We start from the raw sequence: 21,905 nt of genomic DNA, 5'->3' as shown, positions 1-21,905 counted from the left end.
GGTGGTCACAGCAGGTCCTCCCCGGTGAGCGGATCGGGCGCCTCGGCGGGAGCGTCCGCGCCGGGCGGGCCGCCGTGCGTCCAGGGGGTGTCCTCCGGCTCGGGCAGCCGGCCGCCGCCGCGCTGCTCATGGGCGAAGAGCGTGAAGCAGACCCGCTCGCCCTTCTCCGGCACCGAACCCGGCGCGGGCTCCCTGGCCCGGCCCATCCGGTCGGTGATCCGCAGCACCACCAAGTGCGCCCCCTCCGCCGCGAGTTGCCCCCCGACGGCCGCCGCGGCCCGCTCCCCGGCTCCGGCTCCGGCTCCGGTTTCGGCTCCGTCTCCGCCCGTGCCCTCCGCCGTCTCGTCGCCCCGTACGGACTCCTCCCCGTCCCCCGCGGACTCCCTCTCCGGCGGTACGGATTCCTGCTCGTACCGTACGAACTCGGCCGTCTGCTGCTTGCCGTCCAGGGAGCGGTACGCCTTGGTGCCCTCGCCGAGGTAGGGGCGGTCCTCGGTGCGGATCGTCACCAGGGGGCGGGGGCTCGGGCGCTTGCCCTCCGACCAGGCGGGCAGCACCTCGGTGACCTCGCCCGCGAAGGCCTCGCCGGACAGCCGCCGCACCGCCATCGCCAGCGGGTCGTCGAGGGCCTCCTGGGCTTCCAGACGGGCCTGTTCGCGTTCCCGGGTGGCGAGTTTGCGGGCGGCGGTGACCGCGTCGTCGCGGCGCGGCTGCGGGGGTTCGCCCGCGGCCAGCCGGTCGCGGTGCGCGGTGAAGGACCAGCGGTCGCGGATCCAGCGCTCCTCGGTGTGGGCGGCGGGCGGCAGCGTGCGCAGCAGGTCGACGCCCCGCCAGACGGCCTCCCAGGCGGGGCGGGTGACGGACTCCACCAGCGCCCCGATCTCCCGTTCGGCGGCGGTGACCTGGCCGAGCGCCCGGTCCGCCGCCGTGCCGTCCCCGGCGGCCGCGTACGCGCTCCGGGCCCGGTCGTAGGCCTCGATCGCCGGGGCGAGCAGGCGGTTGTCGAAGGCCGGGTCGGTGGCCGGGCCCGCCGGGGGGCAGTGCAGCTGGCCGCGCGCGTCGCGTGCCGTCTCGGCGTGCAGGGCGGCCTCGGCGCCGCCCCTGCCCTCCGGGTCCTCCGGCCGGGCGTCGATCCAGGCGAGCAGCGCCCCGAGGTGCTGGTCCTCCAGGCTGCTCTGACCGGTGGCCCAGTGCCGGGAGAGCAGATCGGTCATGGCGAGCAGCAGGCTCGACCCCGGCACCCGGGAGCGCTCCGCGTAGTGGGTGAACCAGCGGCCCAGCAAGGGGACATGGGGCGGGGCGGGGTGGCTGCTCTCCGGGTCCTGCTCGGCGGTGCGGCGGAAGCGCATCGAGCGGCCGAGCAGGCGCACCCACTCGATGCCGCCCCGGCTCGGCACGATCAACTGCGGGGCGTCCGTGCAGAGTTCGGGTTCCGGTTCGGGCTCCTCCCCGTCCTCGGCGGCCTTCTTCGGCCGGGCCCGGCTCGGCTCGGGCACCTCCGCGTCCCGGGCGTACTCCGCCACGTAGGGCAGTACCTGGTCCGCGAGCCGGGCCAGGAAGGTGAAGCGCAGCTCGCGGTCGCGGGGCTGCGGTACGAGCAGCAGCCGGGGCGCCTCGCGGTCGGTGCCGAGGAGGGCGCCGAGCGGGGCGCCGGTCTCGCCCGCGGTGGTCAGCGGCACCAGGACCAGCGGGCGGGGCGAGAGGTGGCGGTGCAGCACGGTCGCGGCCGGTTGGGCCCGGCCGCTGTGCACCGCTTCGAGGCGGGCGAGGTCGGTGAGCAGGCTCATGCGCGCTCCTCCCCGCCCTGCCTCAGGCCCGCACCGGCCAGGGCCTCGGCGCGCAGGGCGGCGGCGCGGCGCAGGGCCCGGGCGGTGGGGTCGGCTGCGGTGGGGTCGGTGGCAGCGATGGGGGACGTCGGCTCGGCGGCGGCGGTCGGCTCCGCGGGCGCCGGGTCGAGGCCTTGTCGATCCGGGCCGGGGCACTGTGCGCCGCAGGCGGTGGCGAGGACCTCCTCGACGGTGGTCAGGGCGCCCAGTTCGGCGCGTACCCCGCGGCCCAGGACGGTCACCTGCCCCTCGGCGCGCGAGCGGGCCCGGCAGTGGAAGGCCAGCTCGCAGGCGGCCAGGCACTCGGGGGCGTAGGCCGCGGGCACGCTCTCCAGGGAGGCGGTCAGCTCCTCCGGCGGGCGCCCGACGTCGAAGCTGGTGCCCTCGGGCAGCTCCTCGGCGATCTCCTCGACCCGGGTCAGCCGGGCGAGCTGGCGGCGGGTCACCGACAGCTGCCTGCGGATGTCCACCGGGGCCCCGGCGGGCAGATTGGAGAAGTCCTTCGGGCAGACGAGCAGCACCTTGTCGTCGAGCAGCACGTGTCCGCCGGTCCGTGCCTGCTCGTCGGTCCGCGTCCGTTCGTCGACCCTTGCCTGCTCGTCGGCCCGTGTCTCGTCATCGGCCTGCGCCCGTTCGTCTACCTGTGCCTGCTCGTCGGCCCGCGCCCGCTCGTCGGTCCGCGCCTCCTCGCCGGTCCGGGCCCCGGGCTGTTCGGCCGCCAGGCGTTCCGGCTCGGGTGGTTCCTCCTCCGGCAGGCGCCGTACGAGGCCTTCGAGGGCGAGTACGTAGACCGCGGCCTGCCGGGCCGCCGCGCCCGCCTTCGCCGGGTCCGCGGTGCCGTCGATCATCGGGAAGGACTTGATCTCGACGACGGTGCAGCGCCCGCCGGGGTGGACCACCAGGGCGTCCGGTTCCAGATAGGCGGGCGAACCGGCCACGTCCAGGGTGAGCAGCGGATGGTCGAGCAGGGTCCAGGCCTTCGCCGCCACGGCCTCCCGCAGGGCCAGCGCGGTGCGGGCCACCCGGCCCTCGGGCCCGCTCGCGCCGAGGTCGGGCACCCGGGAGCGGGCCGGATCCGGTGCCTCGGCCTGCGGGGCGGTGTGCGCGTGGACCAGGCGCAGCAGGGCGGCGCCGCCGTCGGCCTTGACCCGGGCCTCGAAGGCATTGCCCCGTACCAGGGCGAACTGCGACTGGCCGAAGGCGGAGGGGGAGCCGATCGCCGCGGCGAGCGCCGTCTTGTCCACGCCCGCGCCGTCGAGCAGGGCGCGGCGGCGGCAGCCGGGGTTGGCGGCGAGGGCCGCGAGGGCGCGGGCGTCCAGGGGCCGGGGCGGGTGCTCCGGGCCCCGCAGCTCAGCGAGCCGCTGCCGGAGCGCCCTCGCCGGTGCCGGCCCGGTCGGGCTCGCGGGCGCCGACCCGGCCGGACTCCTCGGTGGAGTCCGCGGGACGGGCACCTGGCTGCTGCGCCTCCTGGCGCTGTCCGGGAATTCGCTCACCCACCGGAGTCTGGCACTCGGCACCGACAATCACCGAACGGGACGGCTGCGCCGCGGTCTTGACCGGGCGCCCGCCGAGGAGTTCGCGTACCCGCTGGGCGAGGCGCAGCACGGGACGGGTGAGCAGCAGGCCGACCCCCATGGTGGCGGCGCCCGCGACGGCGTCCAGGAAGTAGTGGTTGGCGGTGCCCATCACGACGATGGTGGTGCCGAGCGGATAGACGACCGCGGCGGTCTTCATCAGCGGACCGCGCCCGCAGTACCAGAGCAGCACCCCGCACCACAGCGCCCAGCCGACGTGCAGGCTCGGCATCGCGGCGAACTGGTTGGTCATGCCGCCCATGCCGCGCGGGGCGCTCGCCTCGCCGCCCCACCAGCCGTAGTCGGAGTACTGCGCCATGGTGTCCAGGAAGCCGTACTTGGCGTCCAGGAGCCGCGGCGGACAGGTCGGGAGCAGCGTGAAGCCGATCAGTCCGACCATGGTCGAGGTCATCAGCCAGGTGCGGGCCCGGCGGTACAGGTCCTTGCGGCGCCGGAAGATCCACACCAGGACCACCGGGGTCAGGACGTAGTGCAGCGAGGCGTACCAGAAGTCGGCCGGGACCCCGATCCAGGTCTCGGCGCGGAAGAGCCGGTTCAGCGGGTGCTCGGCGTTGATGCGCAGCGCCTGCTCCACGCGCAGGATGGCCAGGCCGTGGTCGACGGCGGCCTCCTCGTTCCCCCGGGCCAGCAGCCGTCCCGCGGTATAGGCGGCATACACCAACACCAGCAGCGGCAGTTCGGTCCACCAGCGCAGCGGTGTCTTCTCCGGTGCGCCGGGGTCCGCCGCGTTGCTGTGCGGCATGTGATCGCCCTCCTCCTTGGCTGCTGCGGCCCGCGGCCCAGTCGCCCCACCTTAGGGTCCCTGCGAGTGCGACCAGGGGGCGCCCCGGTCGTCAAAGACGCAGCGGGACCGCCCCGGGTTGCACGGGGCACACGGGGCGGCACGCGCCACAAGTGGGCAATCCTGCCAGTTTCCGACCCATTTGTTCCAGCGGGTTCCCGGGCGCGCACAGCCCGGGCGCACGACCTTCACCGCGCGCCCGTACGAACGCCCGCGCGCGGGCGGGGGGCATTACGGGCCGCCCGGACAAGGGCCGTCAGTATCGCGGGTCGGTCCCGGGCACCGCTCGGTCCGCGCGCGCCACCGGGCGGGACGTGGCGAAGCTCACGCCCGGCGGGGCAGCGCGGTCTGCCCTTCGAGGAACGCGGTGTGCTGTGCGAGGAAGTCGCCGACGCCCGCGGCCTTGCGCTGCGGCAGCAGGACCCGGGCGGTGCCCGCGAGCATGGACTGGATCCGGGTGGACTGCACCACGCCGAGCAGGTCGAGCACCCGGCCGCCCTCGGCCGCCGCCTCGTCGGGGCGTCCGGCCCGGGCCAGGTCCTGGGCCAGCTCGGCGGTGTACAGGGCGGTGTTGCGGGTGAAGTGCGGGTCCTGGAGGCCGACCGCGCGGCGGGCGTGCACGGCGGCGGTGCGCCAGTCGCCCAGCGCCGACCAGCACTGCGCCTGGAGCCCCTCGAACTCGGCGGCCCCGAAGAAGCTCATCCACTCCGGGTCCGCCTCGGCCGGGCCCTCGGCGAAGAGCGACCGCGCCGCCGCCAGCGCCCGTACGCAGCTCGCCCGGTCGGCGAGCCCGGCCCAGCCGCCCGCCTCGCGCAGGGCCAGCAGGCTGAGCAGCCGGGCCGAGCCGAGCTCCCGGGCCGCGCGCAGACCGGCCTGCGCTGCGCGTACCGCCTCGCGCGGGCGGTGCGCGTCCCGGGCGAGGAAGGCCGTATTGCTGAAGGCGTGCGCCTCCAGGGCCGCGTCCCCGGCGATCCGGGCGGTGGCCAGCGCCTCCGCGTAGTGCGAGCGGGCATCGTCGTGGCGCCCCGAGTCATGGGCCAACCAGCCTACGGAGAGGGCGAGTTCACCGGCGCCCGCGTGCAGCCGGCCGGCCGTGGAGCCGCGGCTCGCGCCCGCGTCGAGCAGCGCGTAGGCGGCGCGCAGGGGTGCGCCCGCGCGCCGGTACAGGCCGTCCGCCCCGTGCCGGTCGTCGAGCAGCCGGATGCCGCGGACCGCCTCTTCCAGCGCGCGCACCTCGCTCTCCCCGGCCCTGCGCACCGCGACGGCGGAATCGGCGCCCGGGCCGAAGGGCCCGAGCGCGGCGGCGAAGGCGGCGGTGCCGCCGGTCATGAACGCGCGACGCTGCACGTCGCTCTCCTCATTGCTCCGGATACTGCTCTGGATCTCGGTACCGCTGCGGATCTCGGTGCCGCGGTGCGTCCCGTACGGTCCGCTTCGCCTCTCCGCCGGTCCGTCGGGGGTCCGGGGACCGGGGAGACCGGCAGCTCCTCTCGAAGGGGCCGCCGGGTCCGCGGACGGGCTCCGGCCGCGGACCGCCGAGCGGGGGGCGAAGCCCAGGTCCGCGAGGGTGCGGCCGGGGAACATGTGCCGGAACACCCGCTCGTAGGCGTAGTTGGGGCAGCGGATCTCGCCCGCCTCCACCCGGCCCACGTACCGCGCGTCGCAGCTGACGCGCTCGCCGATCTCGCGCGCCGCCCGGCGCACCGCGGCCGCGAACTCGCCCGGTGAGCGCGGTCCGCGCAGTTCCCGGAAGGCGAGATTGGGCCGGGGCCCGCCCGGTACGGGGGCCGGCCCGGTGACCGGTGAAGACGCCATGTGACCTCTCCCTGCGAACTCTCCCGCGGCTGCGGGCCCGACCTCCGGTGTACGGCGCGGTCCGGGCCGGTCGCGTCCCGGTCCCGGCGGCTCCGGTGCCGCGAGCCGCACCGGCGAGGCCCGAACGTACCGTGTGTGACGGATCGGATACACCTAGTTTCTGTACAAAACGGATATCCCACCCGCGATGTGCCATGAACTGCCATCCTTTGCGGTGGTGTTGTGCCGTAGCCGCCCGCGCCGTGCGCCGTTGAACCATGCGGAGACCGAGCGAACCGTTCCTGCAAGAACAGCAGGGAATTGCGAGGAGGCTTTTCGTGTGGGAGCCCGGGTGCGAAACCAGCACAGCGAGAACGCCGATGCCCGTGGAGAGCGTGCTGCCCGCGCCCGCGGACACATCGCGTGCGCCGCACCCGACGGCCGCGGCTCTGCCACCCCCGCCGACGCCGGAGTGCCGGGCCGCGGCCGACCCGCGCGAGGTGGTGACCGTGCCCTCCCGGCAGGGACTTGAGGCCGTGGACATCCTGCGCCGCCAGTCCTGCGAGGGGGTCGGCCCGGTCCTGCACGACGACGACCACGACACCCTCAGCTTCGTGGTCCCCCGGGGCACCGCCGAGGGCTGGGACGTGCCCGGCAGCGACTGCACCCGCACCGCGGGCGGCGGACTCCCGCTCGGCCGCGCGGCCGAGGCGCCGGAGGGCACCGACTGGCTGGTCCCGCCGCGCGACGCCGACCCGGTCACCGACCCGGCGGTGCTGCGCGCGGCGCTCGGCGAGGCGGCGCGCACCATCGAGGCAGCCGACAACTGCCGCTGATCTCCCGGGGCGGCACCTTCCCCCGAGGTGCCGCCCCGGGGCCGTCGCGCCCCACCGGGAGCGGCGGCCGATAATGGGCCCGTGGCGGGCAAACGAGCGGCGAAGGACGCGGCGAAGGGCAGGGGCAGGCGATCCGCCGGTGCCGCGCGGACGATCGCCGAGCAGGTCGAGGGCGGGCTCGCCGAGCTGGTCCCGGACCGGGAGCGCCCGCGCGCCATGACCCTGCTCCTCGACCGCGCCCCGCAGTCGTTTGTCGACCTCGACGACCCGGCGTATCTCGGCTTCGCCTACCAGCGCAGGCTGGGGCACCTCGTCGACACCCTCGCGCCGCCGCGTGCGCCGCTGCGCGTGCTGCACCTCGGCGGCGGCGCCTGCACCCTGGCCCGCTATGTCGCCGCCACCCGCCCCCGCTCCACCCAGCAGGTCGCCGAACGCGACGGCGCCCTTGTCCACCTCGTGCGCCGGGAGCTGCCGTTCGACCCCGCCGCCCGGATCCGGGTGCGCACCGGCGACGCCCGGGAGATCCTCGGCAGGCTGCCGGACGGCTGGGCGGACCTGGTGCTCGCCGATGTCTTCGGCGGCGCCCGCACCCCGGCGCATCTGACCAGCGGGGAGTTCTACACCGAGCTGCGCAGGGTCCTGGCGCCCACCGGCACCGCCGCCGCCAACCTCGCCGACGGGCCGCCGCTGACCCATCTGCGGCGCCAGATCGCCACCGCCGCCGGGGTGTTCGGGGAGCTGGCCCTGCTCGCCGACCCGGCCGTGCTGCGCGGCCGCCGCTTCGGCAACGCGGTGCTCGCCTGCTCCGCGGTCCCGCTGCCGGTGGCCGAACTCACCCGCCGCGCGGCCTCGGACCCGCACCCCGGACGCCTGCTGCACGCCCGCGAACTCACCGACTTCACGGGCGGCGCCGCCCCGGTCACCGACGCGGACGCGGTCGCCTCGCCCGCCCCGCCGCCCGGCGTCTTCGAGTAGAGACGGGCCGGTCAGCCGCCCGGCATCTCGGGCAGCTCCCGCTCCACCTCCTCGGGGAGGACGGGCGGTTGACCGGTGTGCCAGAGCGGGGTGATGGACAGGTGGGTGAAGCGCCAGCCCCGCTCGGTGAGTTTGGCCTCGGCGCGGCACCGGCCGCCCACCGTGAACAGCGGTGCCGCCTCGGGGCCCCGCCGCTCCAGGGTGGACGCGCGGTGGATGTGCGTCATCAGCGCGTTCCAGGCGAGGCTGACCTCGCCGGGCTCTGCGGGTGCGTCGGGCTCTGCGGGCTCCGTGGGCTCCGCGGGCCCACCGGGCTCTCCGGGCTCCCGGGTCTTCGGCCGGTCGCCGTTCCCGGTCGCCGTCCCGGAGGAGATCAGGAGATCGGCGGAGATGTGCTGGGTGGCGGCGAACCTGCCCAGCGCGGTGCGCGTGTGCGCGGCGATCTCCGCCACCCCCGCGACGGTGCCGATCGGCGTCACCGTGGTGGCGTCCTCGGTGAAGTAGCGCCGGGCCCACTCCAGGTCCGTACGGCGGTCGTCGAGGGAGGCGAAATAGCGGCTGACGAGGTCGGCGAGGGCCGGTCCCGGACCGGTGCGTCGATACGTGGAGGAAGTCATGTCTCGATCGTGTGACCTGAACCAAACTTGAGGTCAAGCCCGGCCGGAGACGTCCGGTGCCCGCCACCGCGGAGCCGCCCCCCTGCCTTCGCCGACCCCCACCTGCGTCCGCTTCGCCGCCCTACCGGAAGTCCGCGTAGTCCGCCTCCAGCCCCGGTTCCTGCACCTCCTCGATATAGCGCCAGCTGTCCGGCTGCGAGCCGTCCACATCGGTGAAGCCGTACTCCTTGGCCAGGCTGCCGACGTCCAGGGAGCGCTGGTTCCAACGGGTGCGCTCCGGGTCGGTGGCCAGCGCGACGACCGCGCGGCCGACATAGCGCGGGGTCTCGGAGAGGGCGAAGTCCGCGGGCGCGGACGGGGGTTCGCCGCCCGGGCCGGGGCGCAGTGAGTCGCGCCAGGTCTCCTCGGTGGTGCGGAAGTGCTCCAGCATCATCTCCGAGCGCAGCCAGCCGGGGGTGAGCGCCACCGCGGTGCCGCCGTGCGCCGCGAGTTCGTGGCCCTGGGAGAAGGCCAGCCGGTTCACCGAGGCCTTGGCGAGGTCGTAGAAGACGGAGAGGCGGTACCGCTCGGCGTTGTGCGCGGTGGTGCCGTCGGTCATCTCCACGACGAGGCCGCCGGGGCGCTCGACGAGCAGCGGCAGCAGGTGGTGCGAGGTGATCAGATGGGTGTCGACCGCGAGCCGCAGCAGGCGCAGCCCCGGGTCGAGGTCGAGCTCCCACAGCGGGGTGTTCCAGTTGTCGGGGCCGCCGGTGAGCGTCTCGCCGCCCCAGATGTCGTTGACCAGGATGTCGAGCCGCCCGTACTCGCGGCGGATGCGCTCGGCCAGCGCCGCCACCTGGGCGGAGTCCAGGTGGTCGACGGGGGCGGCGACCCCGGTGCCGCCCAGTTCGGTGACGAGTTCGGCGGTGTCCTCGACGGTCTCCGGCCGCCCGCCGTAGTCCGAGCGCAGCGTGCCCGCCCTGCTGCTGCGGCCCGTGCAGACGACGGTCGCCCCCGCCTCGCCGAGCGCCGCCGCGATGCCCCTTCCCGCGCCCCGTGTCGCCCCTGCCACTACCGCCACGCGTCCGCGCAGCGCCTCCGTATCCGGTGTCCAGCTCATGCGCGCGAGTCTGGCAGCCGCCACTGACAACGGCCCCGCGAGACGTGCCGGCCGGTGCCGTCCCCACCTCTCCGCACCCTGCCCGCCGCCGGCCGTCTCGTCACCCGCATGACGTTTTCTGTTTGAAATGAGCTTGTTTTGAGCGTCTATTGACATCTTCCCGGTGGTGCCGCAACCCTCTTGAGTGCTAGCGAGCCTTGTTCACCCCCTCACAAGGAACGGATCGCCCATGCCTGAAATCCCCGCAGTCCCACGCCGCTTGGTCCTCGGCGGAGCCCTCGCCACCGGCGCGCTCGCGGCCGGGATGGGCTCCGCCCACGCCGGGACCCCCGAGGCCGCCGCCCCCGGCCGCAGACCCGGCCAGAAGTCGATGATCAACGTGCCCTACGAGGCCCACGACACCGTGCGCGTCGGCATCATCGGCCTCGGCAACCGCGGCGGTCCGATGACCACGGGCTGGTCGGTCATCCCCGGCTGTACGGTCGCCGCGGTCTGCGACATCCGGCCCGACCGCGCCAAGAAGAGCGCCGACGCCCTGGAGAAGGCCGGCAAGCCGCGCCCCCTGGAGTTCGGCGGCTCCAGGGACGCGTACAAGGAACTCCTCAAGCGCGAGGACATCGACCTCGTCTACATCGCCACCCCGTGGGAGTTCCACTACGAGCAGGGCCGGGCGGCGCTGCTCGCGGGCAAGCACGCCGCGGTCGAACTGCCCATCGCCCCGGAGCTCAAGGAGCTGTGGGACCTGGTCGACACCTCCGAGCGCACCCGCAAGCACCTGATCCTCGCGGAGAACTGCTGCTACGGCCGCAATGAGCTGGCGATGCTGAGGATGGCGCACGAGGGGGTCTTCGGGGAGCTGACCAACGGCCACGGCGGATACCTCCACGACCTGCGCGCCCTGCTCTTCGACGACACGTACTACACCGACTCCTGGCGCCGCCTGTGGCACACCCGCAGCCGCGCCTCCTTCTACCCGATGCACGGACTCGCCCCGATCGCGGCGGCCATGGACATCAACCGCGGCGACCGGATGGCCACCCTCACCGCCACCGCGAGCGCGCCCAAGGGCCTCGCCGACTACCGCGAGCGGTTCGTCCCCAAGGGGCACCCCTCGTGGAAGGAGACCTATATCGAGGGCGACCTCACCACCTGCATGATCCAGACGGCGAACGGCCGCACCATCCGCGCCGAGCACGACGTCAGCTCCCCGCGCCCGTACAGCAGGATCAACACCCTCGCGGGCAGCCGCGGTCTCTTCGAGGACTACGCGGGCGGCGACCCGACCGGTGCCCGCGTCTACTTCGAGCCGGACCACAGCGACGACGTCTGGCGCGGCTTCGCCCCCTACCGCGAGGAGCACGAGCACTGGCTGTGGCGCGAGTTGGCCGACGAGGCGGAGAACGGCGGCCACGGCGGCATGGACTACGTCATGCAGTGGCGCATCGTGCAGTCGATGCGCGCCGGGCTCGTCCCCGACTTCGACGTCTACGACTCCGCCGCCTGGTGCTCCGCGGTCCCGCTGAGCGTCAAGTCCCTGGAGAACAAGGGCCGTCCGGTGCAGATGCCCGACTTCACCCGCGGCTCCTGGGTGGGCAAGCGCCCCGGTCTGGACTCGAAGCAGACCGAGATGCCCCCGGTCCGCTGAACCGCACCCCGACTCCCGCGCGGGAGCGCCCCTCGTGAGACAACCCCCTCCGTGAGCCCCCCGCGGGTACCGCGAAGGCCCGGTCACCTACTCCCTGACTCCGGTGACCGGGCCTTCGCCTCTCCCTCTCCCTCTCCGTCCCCGTGTCTCCGCGTCCGTCTCCCTCCCCACGCCGCATCACGTTTCCTGCATTCCGCCTCCACATTTACTCCACATGCTCCATGATGTGCCCCTGCGTACGACATCCCAGGGGGGATCATGAACTTTCCTGACAACAGGCCGCCGTCGCCGTTCGGTCCGTACGTACCGCCGCCGGTGCCTCCGCAGCGGCCGCTCGGCAGGATGAAGCGGGTCTGGGGCGGCGGGGCCCTGCTCCTCTTCCTCGGCGTCGGCTTCGGGGTCAGCTCGTCACAGGACGCCGCCTCCACCACCGACCGGGCGAAGCCCGCCGCCAGCGCCCCGGCCCCGTCCGCGACCACCACGGTCACGGCCACCGCGCGCGCGGAACCGGAGCCCCGGGTCACCGTCACCCGCACGGCGACGGCCACCGCCACGGTCACCGAACGTCCGCGCGCGACACGGGACTCCGGGAACAGCGACGCCAACAGCACGTCGGGCGGCGGGAGTTCGCGTGCGCGGGGGAGCGGCGGCGGTACGGGAGGCGGCGGCACCGGCAGCGTCTACTACGAGAACTGCACCGCCGCCCGGGCTGCGGGCGCCGCCCCCGTCCACCGCGGGGAACCGGGCTACGCGGCCCATCTGGACCGCGACGGGGACGGTACGGGCTGCGACTCCTGAGCGGCGGCGGGCGCCTGCGGAGGGGCGGAGCCGTCCCGGTGCCCCGAGCCTCAGGCCCCCGCCCCCGACCACGAAAAAGACCCGGTCCGCTTTCCCGGACCGGGCCTTGATCGTTCGAGGGTGAGTGACGGGACTTGAACCCGCGACTTCCTGGACCACAACCAGGTGCTCTACCAGCTGAGCTACACCCACCACGACCGGCTTGGTGCTCCCTGGGGAGTCCCCTACCGGCCGAGAAAAAGTGTACAGGGTCCCGGCGGGTGCTCGCGCCCGCCTTTCCTCCGGGCCGGCGGCCGGGCGGCCCGCGGTCCGCCGGGCCGGACGCCCCTCAGGCGGAGGGTGCCGGCTGCCCGCCCTGCTCGCCGCCGCCCTCCTTGGGCAGCACATGCCGGGCGGCGATGGTGCGGGCGGTCTCCGAGTCGGGGCCGGGCTGCGGGACGAAGATCGCCTCGCGGTAGTAGCGGAGTTCGGCGATGGACTCCCGGATGTCGGCCAGCGCGCGGTGGTTGCCGTTCTTCTCCGGGCTGTTGAAGTAGGCGCGCGGATACCAGCGCCGGGACAGCTCCTTGACCGAGGAGACGTCCACGATCCGGTAGTGCAGCCAGCCCTCCAGGGTCGGCATGTCCCGGAGCAGGAAGCCGCGGTCGGTCCCGACGGTGTTTCCGCAGAGCGGGGCCTTGCGCGGTTCCTTGACGTGTTCCCGTACGTAGGTGAGGACCTGTTCCTCGGCCTCGGCGAGAGTGGTCCCCGCGGCGAGTTCCTCGAGCAGGCCCGAGGCGGTGTGCATGGAGCGCACCACCTCGGGCATGGTCTTGAGCGCCGCGTCCGGCGGGCGGATCACGATGTCCACTCCCTCGCCGAGTACGTTCAGCTCCGAATCGGTGACCAGTGCGGCCACCTCGATGAGCGCGTCGTTCGCCAGCGAGAGACCGGTCATCTCGCAGTCGATCCACACCATGCGATCGTTCATGCGCTCACCCTACGGCGCGCTCCGCGGCCCCGGCAGGCTCGGGCGCCCCATGCTTCCCGGGACGTACGACTCCGGCGGCCGCGCGTCCATCGGCATCGAGGCGCTGGGGCCCAGCGAGCTGGCCGCCGCGGTGCGCCTGGTCTGCGCGGGGACCGGCGGTTCCGGCAGCGCCATGGGGGCCACCTCGGCGGGGCGCTCGCCTCCCGGCCTGCGGGCGCGGTAGGCGGCCCGGTAGGCGGCGGGGGAGGAGCCGAGCTGGCGGCGGAAGTGGCCGCGCAGCGCGACGGGGGAGCGGAAGCCGCAGCGGCCCGCCACCTCGTCCACCGAGTAGTCGGAGGTCTCCAGGAGCCGCTGGGCCTGGAGCACCCGCTGGGTGATCAGCCACTGCAGGGGCGCGCTGCCGGTCAGCGACCGGAAGCGGCGGTCGAAGGTGCGGCGGCTCATGTACGCGCGGGCGGCGAGCGTCTCCACGTCGAACTGCTCGTGCAGATGCTCCAGGGCCCAGGCGACCACCTCGGCCAGCGGGTCCGCGCCGATCTCCTCCGGCAGCGAGCGGTCGAGGTAGCGCTCCTGGCCGCCGCTGCGGCGCGGCGGGACGACCAGCCTGCGGGCCAGGGCGCCCGCCGCCTCGTTGCCGTGGTCGGTGCGCACGATGTGCAGGCACAGGTCGATGCCGGCGGCCGTGCCCGCGGAGGTCAGCACGTCGCCGTCGTCCACGAACAGCTCGCGCGGGTCGACGTGGACCGACGGATAGCGCTTGGCCAGCGTCGGCGCGTACATCCAGTGGGTGGTGGCGGGCCTGCCGTCGAGCAGCCCGGCGGCGGCGAGCACGAAGGCGCCGGTGCACAGGCCGACGATGCGCGCGCCTTCCTCGTGCGCCCGGCGCAGCGCCTCCAGCGCCTCCTCGGGCGGCGGCGCGGTGATCGAGCGCCAGGCCGGCACCACCACGGTCCCGGCGCGCGAGATCGCGTCGAGGCCGTAGGGCGCGGTCAGTTCCAGGCCGCCGGTGGTGCGCAGCGCCCCGTCCTCGCCCGCGCACACCAGCAGCCGGTAGCGGGGTACGCCCGCGTCCTGGCGGTCGATGCCGAACACCGACAGCGGTATGGAACTCTCGAAGATGGGGCCGCCGCTGAACAGCAGTACGGCGACTATTTCGCGGCGGCGCCTTCCGGACAGCTTCCTGGCCGTGGAATCGGGCGCAGCGGTGGAGTCGTGGCTCATGACGCTAAGCCCCCCTCGGTGGTCGCGGCTCCTCGGTTGCTTCGCTCCTGCACGTTTCCCCTCGGTCCTGCACGAGTCCCCCGCCGTAATACAGTCATGATCGAATCTACTGCGTCCCTCGGTAGCAGCGTGACCAGTTCAGCACCCGCAGCAATGTCGACATCGCCGCCTGGCGTGAAGCGTTCGTTCGAAAAGTGCCCCGAATGCGGGTTGCGAGGCGAAGTATGCCCGGTATCAATCGGGCGGCCGCGGGGGGCCCGAGGGCCGCGTCAAGCCCCAAGAGCCGCCATTCCGGCCGGTCGGAAGGGTATTGCCGGCCGACCGGGTCAACTTTCGGAGCCCCCGGGGAAGTTGGCTCAAAACAGCCGGGGCGCAACCGGGAAGCACGGCGTTGCACGGCGCGAATCTTTCGGTGGAGGCTCACGCTTCCATGCGCCCCCACTGCGCCGCCGCCCGCCGCGCGGATCTTCACCAAGGACCCGCCGCCGACACCGCTCCTCCACCGGCGGCGGAGGCCGGGTCGTCACGAAAGCGACGGGTGCCGTCCGCCCGCCGCGGCCCGGGAGTGCGGGGCCCCGGGCGGGGTACGGGTGGGTGCATGGACCACGGGTGAAGCGGAGGGGAGGCCGAGGGAAATCGCCTGTACACCCCAGCCACCATTGCCTTCCGGCGCGGCCTCGTGCATGCTCCCGAAAACGCCGTATACGGGTCCAGACGGACCTCGCCGGAGAGGAGTGCAGCCGTACCCTTGGGGGTATGGGCCAGGGAAGACGATTCCCGGACACAGCAGTTCGGTGCTCGTCCGTCCCCGTCCGTACGCTCCGCGTACGGGCCCCGACTCCTTGTACCCGCGCACCTTCACAGTCAGCCCCGTCAGCCGCTCCCGACTGAGGACCTTGTAAGCCGAGACTCCGATGGCCGGTCACGAATCCTTTGAACCAGCGGACCGCAAGCGGCAGCTCGCCGACCACTCCGGTGAGCCCCTGCCGACAGCGGAACCACGCCATGCCTGCGATCCCGCCTTCCAGCACGGAGTCGTCGTCGGCTTCGACGGCTCGACCTCCAGTGAGCGCGCCCTCGCCTACGCGATCGGGATGGCGTACCGCTCGGGCTCCGGGCTGATCATCGTCCATGTGGCCAACCGGCTGCCCACCACGGTCTGGGCGGGCTGCGAGCCCCCCGTCTTCGTGGACGTCCCGGACCACCGCACCGAGGTGCTCGGTCTGGAGCTGGCCTGCGCGGAGTACCTCTCCGAGGTCCCGTGGATCCTGGTCGAGCGCGGCGGCGACATCTGCCACGAACTGGAGGAGGTCGGCAAGGAGTACGAGGCGGACGCCATCGTCGTCGGCTCCACGCACGGACTGGTCGGCCGCCTCTTCGGTTCGGTGGCGGGCCGCCTCGCACGGCGTGCGCAGCGGCCCGTCATCACCATTCCCTGAGCCCGGGGCCGGGGCGGCCCCGGGCCGCGGGCGCCCTACTCCACCGTCACCGACTTCGCGAGGTTGCGCGGCTTGTCGATGTCCCGGCCCAGGGCGAGCGCCGTGTGGTAGGCGAGGAGCTGGAGCGGGATGCCCATCAGGATCGGGTCGAGCTCGTCCTCGTTCTTCGGCACGACCACCGTGCTGTCGGCCTTCTCCTGCTTCTGGTGCGCGACCGCGAGGATGCGCCCGCTGCGGGCCTTGATCTCCTCCAGGGCCGCGCGGTTCTTCTCCAGCAGGTCGTCGTCGGGGACGATCGCCACGGTCGGCAGGGCCGGCTCGATCAGCGCGAGCGGTCCGTGCTTCAACTCCGAGGCGGGATAGGCCTCGGCGTGGATGTACGAGACCTCCTTCAGCTTCAGCGAGGCCTCGCGGGCGACCGGGTAGCCGCGCACCCGGCCGATGAACATCATCGAGCGGGCCTCGGCGAACTCCTCAGCCAGCGCCTTGATCTCGTCCTCCTGCTCCAGCATCTCGGCGATCTGCTCGGGCAGTTTGCGCAGCCCCTCGATGATCCGCTTGCCGTCGGCCACCGAGAGGTCGCGGGTGCGGCCGAGGTGCAGGGCGAGCAGCGCGAAGGCGACCGTGGTGTTGGTGAAGCACTTGGTGGAGACCACGCAGACCTCGGGGCCCGCGTGCACGTACACGCCGCCGTCGGCCTCGCGGGCGATCGCCGAGCCCACCACGTTGACCACGCCGAGCACCCGGGCGCCCTTGCGCTTGAGCTCCTGCACCGCGGCGAGCACGTCGTAGGTCTCGCCGGACTGGGAGACGGCGACGTAGAGGGTGTCGGGGTCGACCACCGGGTTGCGGTAGCGGAACTCCGAGGCGGGCTCGGCGTCGGCGGGGATGCGGGCCAGCTCCTCGATCATCTGGGCGCCGATCAGGCCCGCGTGGTAGGAGGTGCCGCAGCCGAGGATCTTGACCCGGCGCACCGCGCGCGCCTCGCGGGCGTCCAGGTTGAGGCCGCCGAGGCGCACCGTGGAGAAGCGGTCGTCGATCCGCCCGCGCAGCACCCGGTCCACGGCCTCGGCCTGCTCGTGGATCTCCTTGTGCATGTACGTGTCGTGGCCGCCCATGTCGTAGGACTCGGCCTCCCACTCCACGGTGGTCGGCGAGGCCGTGGTGCGGGTGCCCTCGGTGGTGTAGGTGCGGAAGTCGTCGGCCTTGAGGGTGGCCATCTCGCCGTCGTCCAGGGTGACGATCTGGCGGGTGTGGGTGACCAGGGCGGCGACGTCGGAGGCGACGAACATCTCCTTCTCGCCGATGCCGAGGACCACCGGGGAGCCGTTGCGGGCGACCACGATGCGGTCGGCGAAGTCGGCGTGCAGCACGGCGATGCCGTAGGTGCCCTCGACCAGGCGCAGCGCCTCGCGGACCCGGTCCTCCAGCTCGGCGGCGGAGGAGCGGGCGATGAGGTGGGTGAGCACCTCGGTGTCGGTCTCGGACTGGAACTCCACGCCCTCGGCGGTCAGCTTGGCGCGCAGGTCGCCCGCGTTGTCGATGATGCCGTTGTGGACGACGGCGACCTTGCCCTCGGCGTCCAGGTGCGGGTGGGCGTTCTCGTCGGAGGGGGCGCCGTGGGTGGCCCAGCGGGTGTGGGCGATGCCGGTGGTGCCCGCGAACCGCTTGGGGATGCGGGCCTCCAGGTCGCGTACCCGGCCCTTGGCCTTGATCATCTTCAGACCGGCGGCCTTGGGTCCGGTGACGACGACACCGGCGGAGTCGTAGCCGCGGTACTCCAGGCGCTGCAGTCCTTCGAGCAGCAGCGGTGCGACATCGCGCTTGCCGATGTATCCCACAATTCCGCACATGTTCTCGGGCTCCCCTTGCAGTTCGGTGCGTACGCGGTGGGCGGTACGCGGCGGGTGGTACGGAGGGCGGCCGGCGCCGGTACGGCACGGTCCGGGTGGCGGTCCGGTCAGCCGTAGACGATGCGGCGCAGCTGTCTCAGCGTGAGCTGGGGCGGCGCGACCGCGCGGTAGGCCAGGTCCGCCTCGATCCGTTCGAAGATCGCCGCGTTGACGAGGCCCTGGCCCCGCAGCTCGCGGTGGCGGCGGCGGACGAAGTCCTCGGCCGTCTCGTCGAAGTACGCGAGGACGTCCTGGATCACGCGCAGGGCCTCGCCGCGGCTGAGCGGCGTACTGCGGGTCAGGTGATCGACAAGGTCCTCGTGCACGGGACGATCCTGGGGGAGTGGCGGGCCTTTCGCAAGAATCCTGCCCGATATCGGGCACGTGTCAGGCCTGGACCTCGACGGAATCCGGCATTCCGGTGACAGGTGCGGGAGGCGCCCGGCTCCGAAGCGCCCGGTGGGCCGGGTGCCGGCGCCCGGAATCCCCTCGTCGGGCGGGTTCCCGCCGCCGCATCCCGTGTGAGTGGTCTTGACCACTTGGGGGGTGCGCGATACCGATAGTCCCCGTTCGCTGTTCCCCACCTCCAGGGGCTCCTGCCGAAGGGACCGTTTGTGAGACAGCACCCCAGAACCCCCGCCCGCACGCGCCGCATCCTCGGCGCACTCCTCCTCGTCTCGGCGGCCGCCTTCGGCTCCGTCGGCGCCGCCTCCCCGGGGGCGCCGTCCCCGGCCGGGCAGCCGCGCGGCCTCGACCAGGTGATCCCCGCGCCCTCCTCGGTCGAGGCGGGCGGCGCGCCCTACCGGCTGACCGGCGACACCCGGATCCGGGTCACCGGCGGCAAGGGCGCCCAGGGCGTCGGCAGCTACCTCGCCGGGCTGCTGCGGCCCGCCACCGGCCTGGACCTGCCGCTGACCGGGCGCGGCGGCGGCGACGGCATCCGCCTGGAGCTGAGCCCCGGCGCACGCGAACTCGGCGACGAGGGCTACCGGTTGACCAGCGGCCGCTCCGCCGTGACCATCACCGCGCGCAAATCCGCCGGGCTCTTCCACGGCGTGCAGACCCTGCGCCAGCTGCTGCCCGCCGCCGTCGAGCGGCGCACCGCCCAGCGCGGGCCCTGGCTGGTCGCGGGCGGCACCATCGAGGACGTGCCGCGCTACGCGCACCGGGCCGTGATGCTCGACGTCTCCCGGCACTTCTTCACCGTGGACCAGGTCAAGCGCTATATCGACCAGGCCGCCATGTACAAGATCAACAAGCTGCATCTGCACCTCTCCGACGACCAGGGCTGGCGGATCGCCATCGACTCCTGGCCGCGGCTCGCCGAGTACGGCGGGTCCACCCAGGTCGGCGGCGGCGAGGGCGGCCACTACACCAAGGACCAGTACCGGGACCTGGTCGCCTACGCGGCCTCCCGGCAGCTGGAGGTGATCCCGGAGATCGACATGCCGGGCCACACCAACGCCGCCCTCGCCTCCTACGCCGAGCTGAACTGCGACGGCGTCGCGCCCCCGCTGTACACCGGCACCGAGGTCGGCTTCAGCTCGCTGTGCGCCGGCAAGGACGTGACGTACGACTTCGTGGACGACGTGATCCGGGAGATCGCCGAGCTGACCCCCGGCGACACCCTCCACATCGGCGGCGATGAGGCCCACTCCACCAGTCACGAGGACTACGCCGCCTTCATGGAGAAGGTGCAGCCGGTGGTCGCCAAGTACGGCAAGAAGGTCTACGGCTGGCACCAGCTGGCGGGCGCGACCCCGGCGAAGGGCGCCACCCTCCAGTACTGGGGCTACGACGCCACCAAGCCGGAGGAGCGGCAGCAGGTGGTGGACGCGGCGAAGAACGGCGCCAAGGTGGTGCTCTCCCCGGCCGACCGGGCCTACCTCGACATGAAGTACACCGAGGACACCCCGCTCGGCCTGTCCTGGGCGGGCCTGGTCGAGGTCCAGCGCTCCTACGACTGGGACCCGGGCAGCTACCTCGAAGGGCTGCCCGCCGAGGCGGTCGCCGGGGTCGAGGCGCCGCTGTGGACCGAGACCCTGTCCACCTCGGCGCACCTGGAGTACATGGCCTTCCCGCGGCTGCCCGGCATCGCCGAGCTGGGCTGGTCCTCCGCCGAGAGCCACGACTGGGAGGCGTACCGGCAGCGCCTGGCCGCCGAGGGTCCGCGCTGGGACGAGCTGGGCATCGGCTACTACAAGTCCCCGCAGGTGCCCTGGCCCAGCAGCTGAGTCCGGACACCGCGGCTGCCGTCCGCGGAAAACCGAGACGCCCCGGAGGACCGTACTCCGGGGCGTCTCGTGCGTGGCCGTCCTGAGCCGCGCTCTCCGGCGGGAGAGGAGCGGCTTGGCAACGACAAGGTCAGGTTAGCCTAACCTAAGTCATCTGCCCAGTGGGGTGGGCGGTCCGGCGCGCCGGGCGCGGTGGGAGGGCCCGCCGCGTGCTTACTCGGCGGCCTCCCGCAGCTGCTCCTCGCTGAGGCCGCGGCGCCAGTAGCCGACGAAGGCCACCCGCCGCCGGTCGATGCCGAAGCCGCGCACCAGCTGCCGCCGCAGCGCCTTCACGCTGCCGGACTCGCCCGCGATCCAGGCGTACGGTGCCGCGCAGGCGGGCAGCCCGGCGGCCACCGCCTCGGCCGCCGAAGGTGCCCCCGACTCCCTTACCAGCCAGGTGAGTTCGGCCTCGGGGCCGTGGTCGAGGGGCAGCCGGTCCGCCTCCCGGGCGACCTCCAGCCAGGCCCGCACCCGGGTGCCGGCGGGCAGCGACTCCAGGATGGCCGCGGCGGCGGGCAGCGCCGTCTCGTCCGCGTAGAGCACCACCAGGTCGGCGTCCCCGGGCGGCCGGAAGCGCACGCCCAGGTTGTCGGCGCGGCGCGGGCCGAGGAGCAGCGCCCGGTCGCCGGGCTCGGCGCGCGCCGCCCAGCGCGAGGCGGGCCCGCCGTCGCCGTGCAGCGCGAAGTCGATGTCCACCTCCCCGCCGTCCGGCCCCGGCCGCTGGGCGCGCAGGGTGTACGAGCGCATCACCGCCCGTACGGATTCCGGGAGTTCACGCCAGGCGGCGAACCAGGTCGACTCGCCCAGGTCCGCCGGGAGCACCGGGACCTCCTGCCCGGGGCGCGGCAGGAACAGCGAGGCGCTCTGGTCGCGGCCACCCGAGACCAGGTCCACCAGCGCGGGGCCGCCGAAGGTCACGCGCCGCATCCCGGCGCTGAGTTCCCGGGTGCGCACCACCCGCACCGCGAAGAAGTCGAAGGCGCGTACGGGGGTCTCGGCGGTGGTGGTCATCGCGCTGGCTCCTCGGTCCTGCGGGGCGGGGCGGGGGCCCGGGAGGCGCCGCACCGCGTCCCGGGCCGGTCGGTCAACTGACCTTCTCGGCCTTCTCGATGGCCTCGGCGAGGTCCTCCAGGATCGGGGCGGTCTTCGCGTACGAGTAGACGGGCTCGGTGACGCGCGCAATGACCTGGCCCGCCTTGACGGCGGGCAGCTGCTTCCAGGTCGGCTTGGTCAGGCTCGCGGGCTGGAGGGCCGAGGTGCGGTTGTCCATCATGATCACGTCGGCCGGGTACCTGTCGACGTTCTCCCAGCTGAGGTTCTCGAACCAGCCGCCGCTCTCCTTCTTGGCGGACTCCGGCGGCTCGACCAGCTTCACCCCGAGCGACTTGAAGAACTCCAGGTCGGGGGAGAGGTTCGAGCCGGAGACATAGAAGATCTCCTGGCTCGCGGAGCCGACCAGGACCGTGATCTCCGGGCGGGACTTCGCGGCCTTGCGCAGCCGCTCCGCCGCGTCCTCGAAGCGCTTCTTGGCGTCGGTGACCTTCTTGGCCTTCACGTCCGCGCCGAGCGAGGCGGCCAGGGCGAGCATCCGGGCCAGCGGCTGGGGGAGTTCGCGGTCGTACATGCTGATGCCGACGCTGTCGGCCAGCGGGAGGATCTTGTCCTTGGACTCCTCCGGTACGTACCAGAGGGTGCCCTTGGCGTCGAGCACTCCGGAGACCAGCAGATCCGGTTCGAGGCTCGCGTACTTCTCGACGCTGAACTGGCCCCACTCGTTGCCGAGGACGGTGACCTTGTCGATGTCGAGGTCGCCGGCCTGCACATCGGGCTTGCCGTCCTTGGTCCTCGTCGGGCCGAAGACGCCCTTGACCTCGATGCCGTAGTCGAACAGCGCGGCGGCGACACCGGTGAAGGCGACGATGTTCTTCGGTGCGGAGTCCTTCCGGATCTTCTTGCCGCGGTCGTCCTGGAAGGACCAGGCGCCCCCGCCGTCCGAGCCGCCCTTGCCCTCCTGGTCCGCGTCGCTGTCCCCGCAGGCGGTCAGCAGGGCGCCGAGGCCGAGGGCACCCCCGGCGGCGAGCACGCTGCGCCGCGAGGCCGGGCCGCCGGCGGACAGGAAGGAGGGGCGTGAAGAAGGCATG

Annotated in this window: 18 protein-coding genes and 1 tRNA gene; 6 read left to right on the top strand and 13 right to left on the bottom strand. The window is 73.6% G+C overall.

Annotation, left to right across the window (positions count from 1 at the left end; translation table 11 throughout):
• Nucleotides 1–5 precede the first annotated feature (5 nt).
• The 4 genes from MID12_RS09860 to MID12_RS09845 form a co-directional block, all read right to left on the bottom strand.
• Nucleotides 6–1,787 (bottom strand): hypothetical protein, encoded by a 1,782-nt coding sequence (locus MID12_RS09860; protein ID WP_263166233.1) that lies wholly within the window; start codon nucleotides 1,785–1,787, stop codon nucleotides 6–8.
• Nucleotides 1,784–3,277 carry a hypothetical protein gene (locus MID12_RS09855; protein ID WP_411577050.1) on the bottom strand — a complete coding sequence of 498 codons (1,494 nt, stop codon included), beginning with the start codon at nucleotides 3,275–3,277 and terminating at the stop codon, nucleotides 1,784–1,786. Before MID12_RS09855 ends, MID12_RS09860 begins: the two co-directional genes overlap by 4 nt.
• Nucleotides 3,177–4,163, bottom strand: a complete 987-nt coding sequence (locus tag MID12_RS09850; protein ID WP_040248976.1) for a phosphatase PAP2 family protein — start codon at nucleotides 4,161–4,163, stop codon at nucleotides 3,177–3,179. The genes MID12_RS09855 and MID12_RS09850 overlap by 101 nt, the downstream gene beginning before the upstream one ends.
• A 363-nt stretch (nucleotides 4,164–4,526) precedes the next feature.
• Complete coding sequence (locus tag MID12_RS09845) at nucleotides 4,527–6,017, bottom strand: tetratricopeptide repeat protein (RefSeq protein ID WP_263166232.1); 1,491 nt, start codon at nucleotides 6,015–6,017, stop codon at nucleotides 4,527–4,529.
• Between the two features lie 359 nt (nucleotides 6,018–6,376).
• Here MID12_RS09845 and MID12_RS09840 point away from each other — a divergent pair, with 359 nt between their 5' ends.
• Both MID12_RS09840 and MID12_RS09835 read left to right on the top strand, forming a co-directional pair.
• Nucleotides 6,377–6,832: a hypothetical protein gene (locus tag MID12_RS09840; RefSeq protein ID WP_237282697.1), complete on the top strand. Its 456-nt coding sequence runs from the start codon at nucleotides 6,377–6,379 to the stop codon at nucleotides 6,830–6,832.
• An 81-nt stretch (nucleotides 6,833–6,913) separates the two neighbouring features.
• Entirely contained in the window at nucleotides 6,914–7,807 is an 894-nt protein-coding gene (locus MID12_RS09835) for a spermidine synthase (RefSeq protein WP_411576933.1), read from the top strand.
• 11 nt (nucleotides 7,808–7,818) lie between these two features.
• Here the strand turns inward: MID12_RS09835 and MID12_RS09830 are convergent, their stop codons facing one another.
• A complete protein-coding gene (locus tag MID12_RS09830; protein WP_263166229.1) occupies nucleotides 7,819–8,424 on the bottom strand; it encodes a nuclear transport factor 2 family protein in 606 nt (201 codons plus the stop codon).
• Nucleotides 8,425–8,545: 121 nt separating this feature from the next.
• Nucleotides 8,546–9,523 carry an SDR family oxidoreductase gene (locus MID12_RS09825; protein ID WP_263166227.1) on the bottom strand — a complete coding sequence of 326 codons (978 nt, stop codon included), beginning with the start codon at nucleotides 9,521–9,523 and terminating at the stop codon, nucleotides 8,546–8,548.
• A 229-nt stretch (nucleotides 9,524–9,752) separates the two neighbouring features.
• Here MID12_RS09825 and MID12_RS09820 point away from each other — a divergent pair, with 229 nt between their 5' ends.
• Both MID12_RS09820 and MID12_RS09815 read left to right on the top strand, forming a co-directional pair.
• Nucleotides 9,753–11,168, top strand: a complete 1,416-nt coding sequence (locus tag MID12_RS09820) for a Gfo/Idh/MocA family protein (protein WP_040248970.1) — start codon at nucleotides 9,753–9,755, stop codon at nucleotides 11,166–11,168.
• Nucleotides 11,169–11,426: 258 nt separating this feature from the next.
• Nucleotides 11,427–11,966, top strand: coding sequence for an excalibur calcium-binding domain-containing protein (locus MID12_RS09815; protein WP_263166223.1), 540 nt, complete (start codon nucleotides 11,427–11,429; stop codon nucleotides 11,964–11,966).
• A 119-nt stretch (nucleotides 11,967–12,085) separates the two neighbouring features.
• On the opposite strand, the gene MID12_RS09810 is transcribed toward MID12_RS09815, so the two are convergent.
• The 3 genes from MID12_RS09810 to MID12_RS09800 form a co-directional block, all read right to left on the bottom strand.
• Nucleotides 12,086–12,158: transfer RNA gene (locus MID12_RS09810), tRNA-His, on the bottom strand.
• Between the two features lie 136 nt (nucleotides 12,159–12,294).
• On the bottom strand, nucleotides 12,295–12,936 hold the full coding sequence (gene orn / locus MID12_RS09805) for an oligoribonuclease (RefSeq protein WP_263166221.1): 642 nt from the start codon (nucleotides 12,934–12,936) through the stop codon (nucleotides 12,295–12,297).
• Nucleotides 12,937–12,945: 9 nt separating this feature from the next.
• The gene (locus MID12_RS09800; protein ID WP_040248967.1) at nucleotides 12,946–14,157 is read right to left on the bottom strand and encodes a helix-turn-helix domain-containing protein; all 1,212 of its coding nucleotides are present in this window, start codon (nucleotides 14,155–14,157) and stop codon (nucleotides 12,946–12,948) included.
• Nucleotides 14,158–15,071: 914 nt separating this feature from the next.
• On the opposite strand from MID12_RS09800, the gene MID12_RS09795 reads away from it, so the two are divergent.
• Nucleotides 15,072–15,596, top strand: coding sequence for a universal stress protein (locus MID12_RS09795; protein WP_040248964.1), 525 nt, complete (start codon nucleotides 15,072–15,074; stop codon nucleotides 15,594–15,596).
• Between the two features lie 35 nt (nucleotides 15,597–15,631).
• Here the strand turns inward: MID12_RS09795 and glmS are convergent, their stop codons facing one another.
• Nucleotides 15,632–17,449 (bottom strand): glutamine--fructose-6-phosphate transaminase (isomerizing), encoded by a 1,818-nt coding sequence (gene glmS / locus MID12_RS09790; RefSeq protein WP_263166217.1) that lies wholly within the window; start codon nucleotides 17,447–17,449, stop codon nucleotides 15,632–15,634.
• 107 nt (nucleotides 17,450–17,556) lie between these two features.
• Nucleotides 17,557–17,814 (bottom strand): hypothetical protein, encoded by a 258-nt coding sequence (locus MID12_RS09785; RefSeq protein ID WP_040248957.1) that lies wholly within the window; start codon nucleotides 17,812–17,814, stop codon nucleotides 17,557–17,559.
• A gap of 288 nt (nucleotides 17,815–18,102) precedes the next feature.
• Between MID12_RS09785 and MID12_RS09780 the strand changes: the two genes are divergently transcribed.
• The gene (locus MID12_RS09780) at nucleotides 18,103–19,722 is read left to right on the top strand and encodes a beta-N-acetylhexosaminidase (protein ID WP_040248954.1); all 1,620 of its coding nucleotides are present in this window, start codon (nucleotides 18,103–18,105) and stop codon (nucleotides 19,720–19,722) included.
• A 213-nt stretch (nucleotides 19,723–19,935) separates the two neighbouring features.
• Here MID12_RS09780 and MID12_RS09775 read toward each other — a convergent pair whose 3' ends face one another.
• Together MID12_RS09775 and MID12_RS09770 are read right to left on the bottom strand one after the other, a co-directional pair.
• A complete protein-coding gene (locus tag MID12_RS09775) occupies nucleotides 19,936–20,775 on the bottom strand; it encodes a siderophore-interacting protein (RefSeq protein WP_040248951.1) in 840 nt (279 codons plus the stop codon).
• A 73-nt stretch (nucleotides 20,776–20,848) separates the two neighbouring features.
• Nucleotides 20,849–21,904 carry an ABC transporter substrate-binding protein gene (locus tag MID12_RS09770; RefSeq protein WP_040248948.1) on the bottom strand — a complete coding sequence of 352 codons (1,056 nt, stop codon included), beginning with the start codon at nucleotides 21,902–21,904 and terminating at the stop codon, nucleotides 20,849–20,851.
• Nucleotide 21,905 lies beyond the last annotated feature (1 nt).

The organism is Streptomyces sp. SCSIO ZS0520, from assembly GCF_025643355.1.
Taxonomy (GTDB): Bacteria; Actinomycetota; Actinomycetes; order Streptomycetales; family Streptomycetaceae; genus Streptomyces; species Streptomyces physcomitrii.
This window is presented reverse-complemented; position numbering and strand designations above follow the sequence as displayed.

Coding starts and splice junctions, on each gene's coding strand:
- MID12_RS09860 (WP_263166233.1), bottom strand. CDS start 1,787: ATGAGCCTGCTCACCGACCTCGCCCGCCTCGAAGCGGTGCACAGCGGC.
- MID12_RS09850 (WP_040248976.1), bottom strand. CDS start 4,163: ATGCCGCACAGCAACGCGGCGGACCCCGGCGCACCGGAGAAGACACCG.
- MID12_RS09845 (WP_263166232.1), bottom strand. CDS start 6,017: ATGGCGTCTTCACCGGTCACCGGGCCGGCCCCCGTACCGGGCGGGCCC.
- MID12_RS09840 (WP_237282697.1), top strand. CDS start 6,377: ATGCCCGTGGAGAGCGTGCTGCCCGCGCCCGCGGACACATCGCGTGCG.
- MID12_RS09830 (WP_263166229.1), bottom strand. CDS start 8,424: ATGACTTCCTCCACGTATCGACGCACCGGTCCGGGACCGGCCCTCGCC.
- MID12_RS09825 (WP_263166227.1), bottom strand. CDS start 9,523: ATGAGCTGGACACCGGATACGGAGGCGCTGCGCGGACGCGTGGCGGTA.
- MID12_RS09820 (WP_040248970.1), top strand. CDS start 9,753: ATGCCTGAAATCCCCGCAGTCCCACGCCGCTTGGTCCTCGGCGGAGCC.
- MID12_RS09815 (WP_263166223.1), top strand. CDS start 11,427: ATGAACTTTCCTGACAACAGGCCGCCGTCGCCGTTCGGTCCGTACGTA.
- orn (WP_263166221.1), bottom strand. CDS start 12,936: ATGAACGATCGCATGGTGTGGATCGACTGCGAGATGACCGGTCTCTCG.
- MID12_RS09800 (WP_040248967.1), bottom strand. CDS start 14,157: ATGAGCCACGACTCCACCGCTGCGCCCGATTCCACGGCCAGGAAGCTG.
- MID12_RS09795 (WP_040248964.1), top strand. CDS start 15,072: ATGGCCGGTCACGAATCCTTTGAACCAGCGGACCGCAAGCGGCAGCTC.
- glmS (WP_263166217.1), bottom strand. CDS start 17,449: ATGTGCGGAATTGTGGGATACATCGGCAAGCGCGATGTCGCACCGCTG.
- MID12_RS09775 (WP_040248951.1), bottom strand. CDS start 20,775: ATGACCACCACCGCCGAGACCCCCGTACGCGCCTTCGACTTCTTCGCG.
- MID12_RS09770 (WP_040248948.1), bottom strand. CDS start 21,904: ATGCCTTCTTCACGCCCCTCCTTCCTGTCCGCCGGCGGCCCGGCCTCG.